Source organism: Vibrio sp. MMH1-50 (assembly GCF_022347645.1).
GTDB lineage: Bacteria > Pseudomonadota > Gammaproteobacteria > Enterobacterales > Vibrionaceae > Vibrio > Vibrio harveyi.
The window spans coordinates 1-15,015 of sequence record NZ_JAKRGG010000015.1; the positions used below are offsets into that span (position 1 = coordinate 1).

A 15,015-nucleotide genomic window follows, 5' to 3' on the forward strand; every position below is an offset into this window, starting at 1 on the left:
GTTAACTCTACGCTCTTCACTGAATCGGCTACCGCTGCCACTTGGACAGAGCCTACCCATTGGGTGTGAGTGCCAACCTGTGGCGTCCAGTTGATCGCCCCAGTACCTAGAGTTGAACCTGTTGGTGTCGTCACTTCTTTATCGAATGTAGCTGTCACTGTGACGGTCTTACCTGCCGCAGCGTACTGCGGTGAAATAGTCGTTTGGCTATCATCAACCGTTGGTTTGGTTTGCGTCAGAGTGAACGCTGTAGACACCTCTTTCGCCACAGCTTTCAAATCGTTCGTGCCATTAACAGTCACGGTAATGGTGCCGTCTTTTAGACTTGTGACATCCAAGGACGTATTCCATTGACCTAGAGCATTCGCAGTAGTGGTTTTCGTGACTTCTTTACCGTTCGTATCAACCGCTTTGATGGTTAATGTGTCGGTAGTTACGAAGCGCGTGCTACCGCCACTGACTGCTACTGTCGCAGCGTCAGTTGAATTGACATCACGGATATTCTCAACTGTTAAAGTTGGCGTTATTGGCAATGCGTTTGAGGCATTGTTTTCGCCCACATTACCCACTAAGTCTTTATATTGACTGACAACAAGACCAACGCTAGCTTCCGGTACATTCGGAACCTCAACTGTGCCTGTCCACACCTTCTTATTTGCGGTCACCGCTAGTGATGTAACGTTATTACTTCCTAGTGATGCAGTCGCTTCTTGCAACTCTTTGTCGAACTCAAGCTGGATGTTGACAGATTTGCCAATTTCCTGATGTATCGGGTCAAACGTCACCTTAGTCAGTGTTGGCAACACACCTTCAACCCCTAGAAGCAAACTATCCCCAATTCCGGGGATAGTATTGACGCTCTCATAGCTACCATCATCGACCCGTATGGTTATATCTTTATCCGCCCTTTCTGGAGTTAAGTAGTTGACAGTCCATGTTTTGTCATCAGTTTTGTTCCAAGATAGAAGCTTCAGCTCTCCAACATCACTTCCATCACTTGCTTCGAGTTTTACATCAGAGAACTCAAAGTTTTTGACGTCTTCCGTAAACTTAAACGTAAGCTGAACTTCAACACCACCAGCTAATGGAGCACTCCCAGAGCTCGATATTGTGAGTTCAGGGACACTTGCAGCTTCCACTGTCGGCGTTATCGTTTCTTCAGCCTTATGGTTGACGAGGTCCGACGCCACTACTTTTATCGTGTAGTCTCCTTTTGATAATAGGTAGTGCATTACATACGGGTCGCTATCGTTGGCAGGCTGTGTGATTGATTGTGGACCAACAATTACCCCTGCCCCATTATCAGCCGTTGATGTGACTGAACTTAAGTTTTTATCTGAAACATAAGCGGTTACATCCAAATTGTATTTATCACCTGTCGGAGTCATAGAAACTTGATCAGCGCGAACACCCGTGATAACTGGTATCTCATGGTCAACAACAGAGTCGAGACCTTTGGCATCATAAGATTTATCGAAAAGCTCAAAGTCTGTAATCGAACGTCCTATGGAATCTATGACAGTGACTTTGTACGTGTACTCAGCCTGGTCATCGGCATCAAACACCATAGTGCCTGACGCCGTTGATGACGTTATATTTCCCTTGAAATTAAGCGTATCCCCAACCTTCGGAATCATATCTACAGAGTAGCTAGAAGCCTTGACGTGCTCACTATCTTTAGAGGTAATCGTAAATGATTGATTCTCATCTACAAACGCTAGCTTGTTTCCTTGCAAGCCAGCAATGCCATCAAAAGCAAGTGTTACTGTTGGCGCTTTTAAATAAACAGTTTTTGTTGCGGACTCAAAGTTTTCGACAGCATCAGTCGCGATAACCTCAACTCTGATTTCATCACGACCTGCGATCTGATCTTTAGGCAACTCGAAATAGGTCACATTCTCCGTTTTTTCTTCTTCAAAGTTGAGCACACGCACTGTGTATTTAACCGTAGCGAGTCCACTGACTTCATCTCTCATCTCATCAAAAGTGAACCTAACCTTATCGTTTGGTTGCTCTGAAACCGTGACCACATCCCCAATAATTGGGGCAGTATTATCGAATCGAATGTCTTTAACTGCTGCACTTCCACGGTTATCCCAAACATCTGTGGCAGTCACATTTACAGTCAGTGCTTTGTTTTCTAGAGAGCTTTCTAATTGGTCACTATGGAAAATAGAACAACGATATTCTCCATCAACACCACAAGGCTTGAACTTTTCAAAGTTATCATCCGTTTTGAGATTATAGGACTCATCACCGAAGGTCACTTCTACGTTTTCTAGTTCTGAATTTTTACTCAGTTTCACTCTAAACTCTACATCAAGAGTTTTACCATTTAGAACGTTGCCTTCACTTGGGCTGATAATTTCAACGATTGGATCTTCAGTCGGTAACAAAAATTCAAACTCATGATCTAAGGCTAAATTACCTGCATTGTCTTTAATGTTTGTTACTTTGTAATCATGTGTAACTGCGGTCTTTTGGATAATGTCGGAGTACTTTTCCTTGTAGCGACACACAACCTGACCATCCGCATTTAATACACAACTTTCTGCGCTAAAAGGAATCGCTCCCGCTTTCCGAATTATTTTAGGGTAGTTGTCTTCATTGGTGATGTTCACTCCTGATAATTCATCTTTAAACATAAGCTCGAACGCTAGAAACTTCGTGTCATCACCAGGGTTGTGGGTTACTTCACCACCAGAGAATTGATAAGTATCAGTAGCTGGTTGAGTGACTACTGGGGAATCTGAGTCCATCATTTTAAAGTCAAATTTCTGAACCGCTACCGCGCCATTCGTCCCCTTAGTTTGAACAATCAATATTGCCGGTGACAATGAGGTACTTTCAGAGTCAACGGTACAACTAGGTTCTTGTCCTGGAGATATATTCTTCTTGCCAGAAGTTGGCTTTTCGTTCTCATCAGGGGCTTCATTACCATCGTACTCTTGACGAACCCAGCACTGAATTTGCTGCGCTTTAACTTCACTTAGCGTTGTGAATGTGACATCCAGCACACCATTAGAGACATAGTTTTGAAAGTCTTGAGTTGGTTTTAATACATCAAGAGCAACACCATTACGCTGAACACTAAGCGTGTGGTTTATCTTGCTGACTAATGGATTATCGTCGCTGTTATGCTGGACATTGTTGTAAACACTAATACTGAGTTCATAGTTACCATCAGCTTTTAACTCAGACTCTTTCAAGGTAGCAGTCCACGTACCCTCTTCACCCACAACTTCATCGAACTGAAAGTCCGTAGCTTTGCTCTCACCGGAGTATTTATAAGTAGAAACAATGTTCTTTACACCACTCACATCCGTTACTTTTAACGTCAGCTTGATGTCACCTTCGTCATATACGACGCGATCTATTGTTTCACCGTTCGCAACGTTAGTGATTTTTAAATCCAGTTGAGGAACCTTGTTACTTACATTAAACCGGAAATCTTTTTGGGAAGAGTTACCACGAACATCAAGACCTTTGATCCTAATAGTATGCTCACCATCACTCAAACCACCTAAAGGAACCTTTAGAGTTTCGGCATTAACTATGTCCGTACCTTGCGTACCAAAAGGCGGCTCTGCATCCTCAAATATCCAGAACTCTAGATTTTCTCTATCAACACCTTCAACAGAAACATTGCCGCTTGCGCCCAAGTCAACGGCTCTCAGCTCAAACACATAATCGTTGACGTAATAGCTACTTTCATCGTGACCAACCAAGTTAAAATCTGGACCTTGATTGTCAAAAATGACGCTATTTGTGTTGGATTGACTCTCAAAGCCATGAATATCTTTCGCTTTAACGTAAAGGCTGACACTGTTCCCTTCACCCGGCATATCAATTTTGTCAGTATCACTCTCGACAAGTGGCATAGGAAACTTTTGGCTTGGTTCTGCGGGTTTGAATGTTTTCAGCGCATCTGCTTGTCCAACTTGGAATAACGAGACCTCCGTGATTTTCGAATCATCTGTCACTCCATCAAAAAGCACGTTGAAATTACGACCAACGACTGCATTTTCCTTTGTTAAAGCGTCTTCAACCCAAGGGGTAGAAAGTAAAATAGTCGGCCCTTCGTTATCAACTTTGAAGGTAAACGTACCTTTTCTACTTTCGTTTTTCGGATACGCTGTATCTGTCGCCGTCACGTAGAATTCATTGGTAGCATCATAACTAAAGGCATTTGCAACCAACTGAACTTTAATATCTGGCTGCTCGCCAATAAGGTACGGTTCATCACAACTACTTGCTACAGGGTCACACGCCTCTAATGTCTGGGTCTGACCCGAACCTTTGCTCAACTCAATCTTTACGTTACTTCCCTGACTGAGTTCGCCCCAATCAATGATCGGTGTCCAAACACTGTTGCCACCCAATCGTTCAGCAATATTCGCATCATTAACAACTGGAGCTTCAGAATCGATGTAGATGCGGAACCTTGGCGCACCGCTATCAGCATCAGATACGGCATTGCCCAAATTATCTTCTGCGCTAGCGACTGCGAACCAGTTACCATCCCCTGGGTTGATGGTGACTCCTTGACCCGAACAGTCTTTCTGGCTGCATAGTCGTACTACAAATCGTTTTGTTTCATTCTTATAAAACTGCTCATACGAAACTGGATATTTTTCGCCTGAACTTTTGTAAAGTAGAAGACTACGCTTATCGAGCTTATCACCAACGACATCATCTAAGATAAAAGTCAGATCGTGAATGTTATTCTTAACGCTTAGGTAAACACCATCTTTGATTTCTTCATCATTGATGTCTTTGGGAGGCTCATAACTCGCCTTCGGATAATCGTTATCTACATAAAGGCGTTCTACATGTGGGTTGGACTCAGAATAACCATTGCCTTTGGTATCAAACGCACTTATCTCCAGTGCAAATTCAATAATATCCTTTAAGTCTGATGACTCTGAGTTAAGCGTAAAGAAGTACTCTTTTTTGAACTTCCCACTCTCGCCTGACTCTTCTATGTTTAGATCCAGTGGAATAGCCGTATTTGGATTGCTTCCCGCATACCACATACTTTTGAATTTAGGTGCATTATCGCCCTTTTCGACAATACCTGATGGGTCTTCCAAAACGACTTGGGAAACCACTTCCCCCGCGACATAACGTTTATTACCAACCATCGTTTGGCGACCAGTTACTATCTTCAACGTTTTCTCCGGTGGATATACATCAATACTTCCACCTTCACTATCAAAAATACTGTCACTGCCAAGTTTTGGGTTTGCCTGTGAAATATCATCAGCATATAGCTGAGCAATATTATCAGGAATCTGATACTTACCCGTCATGATGTTGTAATACGACTGAGCAAGGTCTTTCCTGTAAGTGTCAGAACTGAACTCATAATCATCTAGTTTGATTTTGTTACCACCAGCTCCAAGACCATTTGCTTTACCATCGTAGCTAAGATCATCATAGATAGCAGAGGCAAAATCAGAAGAGTTGTTTCTCGGCAGGTTTTGCGCCAAACCATCGATGGCCTCAACAAGGAATCGATGTAAGTAGTCATTGGTCAAAACATTAGGTATTGGTTTCTCTAATATCTCGTTCGTGGCATAAGCCGTCACGGTCGGGTCAAAGCCAAAGAATGAGCTGTTGTTACTGTTGGTACCCGACAAAGCGTATTTCACATCAGTAAGAATTTGCGATGCACGTTCTGACGTTTTATCTCCTGCTTCTACTTGGTTCCAACGATAATCAAACAAACCCGTTTGGTAGGTTGCAAGCTCAGTGATGTAATAAGTGTTTGAGCCATCAAGCTCAAAATATGCGCCTATATTGGCGTTATTTAAGTTTACACTTGCCTTTTTACCCTCATCATCTTTCCATTGGTAGTAATGAGGATCCATCCCTTCTACACCGATTAAACGTACGCGCATGAATTCGTAATTCACCACATCAGTTGTGGTTTCACACACCGCTACGTCAAGCGCGGTTGTCTGATCACTTTCAGGTTGCTGGATGGTGGTACAACTAGCTAAAGATGTGAATTCGCCATTGGGGTTCAACCCTTCTAATTGCACTCGCGCACCAATAAAAGGCGTCACGACAGTCATTGTCGGCAAGTCAAAACTGCTTCTGAAGTAAACGACTTGCGCAGCACTCACGTTTTCAGATTCATCGATGGTTTGGATTTCCAGCTTTTGGCTCGCATTTTCAGAAACGTTCTTAAAGCCTTCACCAAGGATTTCTCTTACGAAAGGAACATAATAGATAACTTCGCTGACTCGACCGTTGCTGTCCATGATCGTTTCGTGAGGAATATTTGCGGTAACGTCTTCTGTTGAGGCTACTGTTTGTGTTCTCTCTTGGAAGGCATATTGACCATCATTGTTTGGGCTTACATAGTACTTGACCACTAGCTTCAGTTTGTCAGCACTCGTTCCCAAGACAGTGTCTGAACTCACATCGGAAACTCGAACCTTTACATAAGGAATTTTCTTTTCTTTTAATAAGTTAACGTTAAAGTTTGCGAAGTCGACACCATCAAGAGATTTCAAACCTGAGCTTGCGTAGACGTAGTCGATCTTCAAGTAGTCACGACTCGACTGCACGTTATCGGAAGTATAAGTATCTTGTGTGTAAACCCCCTCGTATGTCGATCGCTCCCCATCAAGGTTTACATTGACGTAGTTCATCGACGCCCCTTCAGGGTAAGCAACGATCTGAGCTGGAGCTTGGTCATCGCGACTGACGGTAAATGTTAGCTTACCGACATTATCTTTAGTGTCCTTCGCCGTAATATCAAACGTGGTCGTAGATAAGAATTCTTCTGTCGAATATGGTTTACTTGTGAATTCACAAGCACTGCCTGACTCAGTGATAACCGGAGTACAACTGAGCTCTTCTGGTAAACCGTTTTTGAAGGAGACGTTAACCGATTTAATGTCTTGAGATGCCTCTTTAACAGTCCCTTTTAACACATATTCGGGAAGCTGCTTGTTGATCGCGCTCGCTGAACTCACCGTAATAACAGGCGCGTCATTATCCCAATAAAAATTAACGTAGTGACCTTTGTTACTGCCAGGAACAAGTTCATTACCTAAAACGTCTGCAGTGTAAAAGACCAAACGAGCATCCGATACATTAGAAAGACCAGTATCCGAATCACGCTCTACAGCATCAATCGCATTGGTATCAATGCTTACTTTGATGTTTGTTTCACGAACACCAACTTCAAAGCCGCTAGCATCTACCGAACAGAACTCACTACCGGAAGTTTGCTGGTCACTACATTTAAATTCTCCTGACCAAATGCCGTTTAGCTTGTATTCAACATAAGCAGAAATAGATTGAACGCCAATATCGTCGTTGATTCTGAGATCGACGTTATCTGTGCCAGCTAAAACGTCACTATCTGTGCGAGTAACAGTTGGCGGAATTGTGTCAATTTCCGTCTCGTCGCGAGGCGGAATAACGCCATCAGCCTGACCATGAGTCCCCAAATCATTGACTTGTTGGCTAAACGCCACGTAATCATCAGCATCGGTTCCAGAAACATTGAGCTTGGGATCGTTCACCACAATTAAAATTTGCTGCGAAAGATCTTGCGTATAAACGTCACTGGTGACTTTCTGCTGACCGAACGTAAGTGGAGTAACAGCACCTGTAGACTCACTAATTTCTAAGCCATCTAAAAGACCGTCTGCAATAACATCGCGGAATTGAATGTCTGCAAGATGCATTGAGGTATATATATTGTCTTTAGACTGACCGTATTTCTCTATCAAATCATAAGAGTAAGAAGAATAAGCCGTTAGCAACGCACCGTACTGATGTCCGGGTGTAGCAAAGCTACTCTGACCGCCTTTAGTTATGTCAATCGGTGTGGTTTCATTGACATTGAACCCATACATACCATTGATACTACTCAATGCTTTAGAAATAGCATCCGCCCCAGATGCCCCTTCTGCAATTTTGTACTTTGCCAAACCAGAAACAATATTAGTTAAAGGCGTCAGCATTAATGTCTGGTTGCTGCCTTCACTAAAGTTGACGACACCTTCTAGGCGCAAAGTCTTACCTGCACTTGACGACACGATCTCTTTCGTAAGCGGATCGGTATAGCTTCCTTGTTGCGCAACTACATACAAAGGCATCGATGAAGATTCGAATTCAAGCTTGTAATCACCGAAGGCGTTAGAAGTCGTGTTGGCAAGCAACCTGCCAACTTTTCCGTTCTTGTATTCAAACACCTCGATCTTCGCACCATTGACGGGAGCGTCAAAAACGTTTCCTGAGATACTTCCTGTCTTCCTAGCTGGCGGCGTGCTGTCACCCCCACCCCCACCGCCACATGCACTCAATAATAGTGAAGCAGCCATGAGACCTAACGTTGGTTTTAGCGTATTTTTAGTGATCATAGTAATTTGGCAGAGTATATTTTGCCGCGATTATATTATTGTCCAGAATTTTCTCAACGTGACAAAATAACCATAAAATCAAACATAAACGCTAAGAAAATAGGCAGTTTTCAATCTCTTTAGCAGCGCCACTTCACATCTATCGTTATTTAATTAGTAAAAACACAGGAATTGCCTTTAACGGCGTGTAAGATTTTATTTTAAATATTATACTCCCCTCAATTTTTCGCCTATAAGCATAATTTCGATTTAATGACAAGTTTAATATTAAGACAGCAGACTCAGCACATTGCTTTACCCCTTGTTCTTATTGCATTCGTTATCATTGCTGGCGTATCTTTGACTCATTACTTTCTCACCCCAGAACTTCAGACCACTCCCACAAAATCAACAGCAAAAACAGAAAGTTACAATAAGATAAATAGTAATAGTATCGAGCAGACTTATGAAGCACACTTTCAACGCACCAAGATCACCACAGGCATTATTGATTACTCCTTTGTTGCCTCTTTAATTAATTCCGGATTATCCCCGCATGAGATCAAATCTTTGTTCAGGTTAATCGAAGATGAGTTCAACATTATTGGTTCAGCACAGAAAGGCGACCGATTTTCAGTAAAAATCAAAACCAATAGTTATAATGAAAGATACATTAGTTCTTTTTACTACTCAGGTAGTAAAAGAGACTTTTTCATTATTAATGATGGTAAAGACAATGCTTACGATGAATATGGAAATAAGCTAATTCAAAAGCCTTATTATTCATTTCCACTCGCGAAAGCTTACAAAATTAGCTCCGGCTTTAATTTAAAGAGAAGACATCCAGTAACCGGTTTGATTGTTCCTCATTTAGGGACAGATTATGCAGTCCCAATTGGAACGCCGATAAAAAGTATTGCAGACGGTGTCGTCATCAAATCACGCTACAATCGTTTTGCAGGCAACTATATAAACATCCGTCACACAAATGGCTCTATATCCCGCTACTTGCACTTATCACGCAGCAACGTTCGCGTAGGTGACCACGTAACGAAAGGACAAGCTATTGGTCGCTCAGGTAACACAGGCAGAACAACCGGACCTCACCTGCACATAGAGTTGATCGTTGATGGCGTTCCTGTTGATTACGCACAATACATCAGAAAAGCGCGCCCTCCTCTGGTGAACATGCAAATGATGTTAGCAGCAAGGACTGAACGCGCAGAGCTGATCAGAGAATTAAACAAACATGCCTCATAACTCACCTTGTTGGTCTGACGCTCGAATCACTCAGATGTCATTTTCTTTATCGTGATAAGGCACATCATTACCGAGGCATTGATATTCGATTCGAAACTAACCAAAGCCAAAGCAACGCTCAAGCCCTTAAATATCGCGATGTCAGCTTGCTCTAACATTTCCGCCCATCCAATAAAGTGTTAAGATCCTCACATGACTCGCTGTAGTGGTATTGAGTGGGGAAACATACCCCGCTCCCCTTAACATCCTCGTTAGTGATGTAGGTAAATTGATTAACCCACCAGCATAACCATGAAACAATAAGGCGATTTTTCAGATGGTTAACAACTCTATCCAGTGGTTTCCTGGCCACATGCACAAAGCGCGTAAAGAAATCGAAGAAGCAATCCCGCAAGTGGATGTGATCATCGAAGTACTGGATGCTCGTATTCCTTTCAGTAGTGAAAACCCGATGATCTCCCAAATTCGCGGTGATAAACCGGTAGTAAAGGTACTGAATAAACGTGACCTTGCCGATCCGGAGTTAACTCAAGTGTGGATTGATCACCTTGAGAAAGAGCAAAACGTAAAAGCAATGGCAATCACTACGTCAGAGACGAGTGAAGTACATAAGATTATGGAGCTTTGCCGCAAGCTAGCGCCTCACCGTGAAGAAATTGGTAAGAACATTCGTACCATGATCATGGGTATTCCAAACGTTGGTAAATCGACCATTATCAATACTCTTGCCGGTCGCACGATTGCCGTAACAGGCAACCAACCAGCGGTCACTCGTCGTCAACAGCGTATTAACCTACAAAATGGCATCGTACTTTCAGATACCCCAGGAATTTTGTGGCCAAAAGTTGAAAACCCGCACAGTGGTTTCCGACTCGCAGCAACAGGTGCGGTGAAAGATACCGCAATGGAATACGATGAAGTGGCATTTTACACGGTCGAATACCTAGCTGCTCATTACCCAGAGAAGCTTAAAGAGCGTTATCAAATCGAAGAGCTTCCAGAGTCTGATATCGAAATCATGGAAGAAATTGGTCGTCGTCGTGGAGCACTTCGTGCGGGTGGTCGTGTTGACCTACACAAGGTATCTGAAATCCTTCTACACGAACTTCGTCAGGGCACCTTAGGGCAAATCACCCTTGAGTTGCCAGAGATGATTACTCAAGAGCTGATCGAAGTAGAAATCGAAACCGCTCGTAAAGAAGAAGAGAAAGCAAAACGCAAAGAAGAACGTCGTAAGCGTTACCTACGAAACAAACGATAGTTCCTATTCAATCACTGTTTTAAAGCGCGTTTTATACGCGCTTTTTTTCGCCTATTTTCCAGGTTTATAACAATCTGAAAAAAGCTTGATACTCCACTTAGTTGTTGTACTTGCTCTCGAATCCATGACAACACTCTGAAATCCTCATCTTGAAGACATCATCGCGAAGTCACGTGGGTATATCTTTTTTATCAGCTTGAAAATCCACAGACTCGTTAACCACATTAAATGGAACGAACCACTCTAAAACGCCACAAAATGGCGTTGTGATTTGACATCTATTCGTTAATTTTTGTAGAAAAAACCAAACAAATTCATAGTGATTTACTATGTATTTTAACGGTTATTTTCTAAGCTCCATCATAGTTAGACTCCCGAAAGGTAAGGAATTCCAAACCGCACCCAACCCTTAAATACCGAGTTTGCAAGCGTACGCAAACTTATGCAACATTGGCAATGACACATCTCTCATATCAGTTAAAACTATATAACTGTCAGCGCTGGCGTTTTTCGTATTACTAAGAGAAATTATTATGAGTGATAAACTGAAAACGAAACCTCTTCCTTCTTTTGTTGAGGAACGCCTAGACTTTTATATTCAAGACTTGATCGAACAAAACGAGAACCAGAAACACTTGGTTTTGGGTAAGCGACCACAATCCGGAGCGGTGGTCATGCAAAGCAACGACTACTTATCGTTATCCCACAACCAACTGATTCAAAAGGCACATCGTGATGCAATTACCGAGCATGACGACAACGTAGTAATGTCTGCAATCTTCCTGCAAGATGATACTTCCAAGCCTGCATTTGAAACCCAACTCGCCGATTACGTGGGAATGGGAAGCTGCTTGCTCTCACAATCAGGATGGGCGGCAAACATCGGGTTGTTGCAAACGATTTGCCCACCAAATACGCCCGTCTATATCGACTTTTTTGCGCATATGTCGTTATGGGAAGGCATTCGAGCAGCGGGAGCACACGCGCATGCATTTATGCACAACAATATGAACCACTTGCGTAAACAGATCCAACGTCATGGCTCCGGTGTGATTGTTGTCGATTCAGTTTATAGCACGATTGGTACCATCGCCCCACTTCACGACATCTACGAAATGGCACGTGAATTTGATTGTGCATTGGTCGTCGATGAATCCCACTCACTTGGAACTCACGGTCCAAATGGCGCGGGTCTTGTAAAAGCGTTGGGGTTAACCGATCAAGTTGATTTCATTACGGTAAGTTTGGCTAAGACATTCGCATACCGTGCGGGGGCGATTCTTGGTCCTGAGAAGCTGGCTAAGACACTCCCATTTGTCGCGTATCCAGCGATTTTTAGTTCGACGGTGTTGCCACAAGAAGTGATTCGCTTAGAAAAAACGCTTGAGGTGATTAAGGGGGCTGACGATAAACGAACCTTACTGTTCAACCGAGCTAAAGAGCTAAGAACAGGATTAAAACAAATTGGCTTTAATATCCGTAGTGAATCTCAAATTGTCGCTTTGGAGTGCGGTAGCGAGAGAAATACGGAACGTGTACGTGACTTTCTTGAAGAACGTAATGTGTTTGGTGCAGTATTCTGTCGCCCAGCAACAGGTAAGAACAAAAACATCATCCGATTTTCAATCAATGCAGATATGACTTCTCGCGATGTGGACCACGTACTTACCGCTTGTCAGGAAGCATTTAACCATCCAGAACTAGAATTCGCATAACGAATCGATAACGGCACAATTGAATGGAAGCTTGTCGCTGCCGAAAAACAAAGAGCTCAGCACAATGCTGAGCTCTATCGTCATTCCGTTCTTCAATAATGATGCTAGGCAATGAGTACGTTAGGCGATGGAATTAAATCCAGTTCGCTATCTTATCGAACAGTCTGTTTTTATCTGCCGGTTTGACAATAAAATCTGACATGCCAGACGAGCCAATTTTATCGAGAGTCACTGGTGAACTGTCTCCCGTATGCGCAATGATAGGCACGGAAGCATAAGGTTTGTTTGACGCTCGAATTCGACGAGATGTCTCTACCCCATCCATCACTGGCATTTCGATGTCCATTAAGATGAGATCAATGTCATTTGTATCTAATGCGCTTATAGCTTGCTGACCGTCTTCGGTTTGGATCACTTCAAACCCTTGCTTCTCAAGTAACATTGCCGTGAACTTACGCAAGGATTCGTTATCATCAACGACCATAATCGTTCGTTTGTTCGTTGCATCTAGCGGCTTCGTTGATACCTGAGGAACCACATAGTTGGCGTCGTATAGTAAACGATCAATAGTTGCTTTTGTGTTGAGTAACCACGCTTGTGTTTCCACCCAAATCGGCGCAAAAGATGCCTTTCTGGCTCTCTGAATTGGGTGGTGCTCAAACAGATAAACAATACGAGCTTCAGTGAATGAAAATAGTGACTCCATTTTGTCCATATGACTGCCTCGGGCGTCTAGGCTTTCGATATCGACAAAGATCAAATCGTATTCAAATTCATATTCTTTCTTCTTGAGCAGAGCATCAACGTCTAACACCGTAAGGCTAAAGCCCATAAACCGAGCAATGTCCGTCATTTTAGACACTAGAATGTTTTGCTCACTCACAAAGAGTGTGGTTTTTAGCTTGGTTAACTCACTTTTGATCTCTTTGACTTCATTTGAGTTAATCGCCGGGAAGGTCATCGTAAATTGCGACCACTCGCCCACTTCTGACTGACACCGAATATCCCCCCCAAATGAACGCATCACCTTTTTACAGAAAGGCAAACCTAAGCCGTAACTACCCGATTTGCCTGTAGTGTAGAAGTCTTGGAAAATGCTTTGCAACACATCAGGCGCGATGCCTGAACCATTATCCGTAACCACAATTTGATTGCTGAAATCGTCACTGTACATGGTAACGTGAATATGAAAATCTTCCGAACTTCGGTGGTGAAATGCATTCTTAAACAAGTTGTACATGACGTACTTCAACAGCGTATCACTGCCCAAGAAATCAAATTCACTACGTACATCCAACGAAATGGCAAAACGGTCAGTCGCTCGTTTGTAGCTAAAACTTTCAATTGCACTTTCAACGACAGATTGAGCCGAGTGTTTCTGGAACGTCGAACGTGACACTCGGTTTTCATCAATTGAAGTTAGCAGTAAATCAATGGTCTCGTTACCTGAGTGAATGATTTTCATTGCATCGTCACTGACTTCACGCAATAAGGTCACATCTTCGTCACTCAGCTCGTATTGCGCTTTTCTTCCCTCTTTCGGGTTGGGTAACACTGATTGAATCACATCAATTGAAGTCAACAAGCCGCTGAGTGGGTTTCGCATTTCATGGGCGATGCCCGCACCAAAAGACTTAGCCAAGGAAACTTTTGCTTCGTGCTCCACTTGGTTTCGGAAGTAGAACAAGTTACCAAATAGATAAATGAACAAGAAGATTGGTACATGCGTCCAATCCATGGTGAGCTCAATATGAAAGCCTTGAGCTACCCAAGCGAAAAACGTCGCCAAGCCAATACCAGCAAAGGTCTGGGCAAACATAACCCAAGTAATATGAACCAACAAAATATGAAGGAATATCGCCGACATAAACGACATTACCCAAACATTTGACCAGTTGTTCATCAACAACATATAGAAGAAGAAACAAGGTAAACAAAGGGTAATTGCGACTTGATAAAAAGCCGGCAGATACTTTCGCCACTCGAATGGTAGGCGGTTACGATAAATGATACCAAAGAACAAGAAAGAGCAGAGAATTCTCAGTGGCAAGTTTTCGTACGGTTGTGGGAACATGAATTCCCATACCACGTAATAAATTGGGAAGCCCACAAAGCCCATCCACCCTACTAAGGTAAGGTTTGGCTCTGCGTACTGATAAACTTTGCGAATCGCGTCCATATTATTACTTAATTAACTCAGCCCTAACGTTTAACTGTCTATTACATTGTTTTCTTATAATTATATATTAGTTATCGCACATAAACAGCGAGGTGTTGTTCAAAAGTTTATGACGGTCTGCTTTAAATTCAATCCGTTACATTCATAAAGGTGATAATTAGTCAAATAACATCGAAAAGTATTTGAAAAACCGGATTATACGCAACAATTTTTACATAAACATATTGCAATTAA

At 42.7% G+C, this 15,015-nt stretch carries 5 protein-coding genes; 3 read left to right on the forward strand and 2 right to left on the reverse strand.

Annotation, left to right across the window (positions count from 1 at the left end; translation table 11 throughout):
* Nucleotides 1–8,348: hypothetical protein (locus tag MHO32_RS13060; RefSeq protein ID WP_239212404.1), on the reverse strand; the 8,348-nt coding region annotated here is incomplete at its 3' end.
* 291 nt (nucleotides 8,349–8,639) lie between these two features.
* Here MHO32_RS13060 and MHO32_RS13065 point away from each other — a divergent pair.
* From MHO32_RS13065 to cqsA, 3 genes are all read left to right on the forward strand, one after another.
* The gene (locus MHO32_RS13065; protein WP_239212408.1) at nucleotides 8,640–9,626 is read left to right on the forward strand and encodes a peptidoglycan DD-metalloendopeptidase family protein; all 987 of its coding nucleotides are present in this window, start codon (nucleotides 8,640–8,642) and stop codon (nucleotides 9,624–9,626) included.
* Nucleotides 9,627–9,942: 316 nt separating this feature from the next.
* Nucleotides 9,943–10,887, forward strand: coding sequence for a ribosome biogenesis GTPase YlqF (ylqF, locus tag MHO32_RS13070; RefSeq protein ID WP_005447133.1), 945 nt, complete (start codon nucleotides 9,943–9,945; stop codon nucleotides 10,885–10,887).
* A gap of 533 nt (nucleotides 10,888–11,420) precedes the next feature.
* On the forward strand, nucleotides 11,421–12,602 hold the full coding sequence (gene cqsA, locus MHO32_RS13075; RefSeq protein WP_026000191.1) for an alpha-hydroxyketone-type quorum-sensing autoinducer synthase: 1,182 nt from the start codon (nucleotides 11,421–11,423) through the stop codon (nucleotides 12,600–12,602).
* Between the two features lie 133 nt (nucleotides 12,603–12,735).
* Here the strand turns inward: cqsA and MHO32_RS13080 are convergent, their stop codons facing one another.
* Nucleotides 12,736–14,781, reverse strand: coding sequence for a hybrid sensor histidine kinase/response regulator (locus tag MHO32_RS13080; protein ID WP_069688167.1), 2,046 nt, complete (start codon nucleotides 14,779–14,781; stop codon nucleotides 12,736–12,738).
* Between the last annotated feature and the right edge of the window lie 234 nt (nucleotides 14,782–15,015).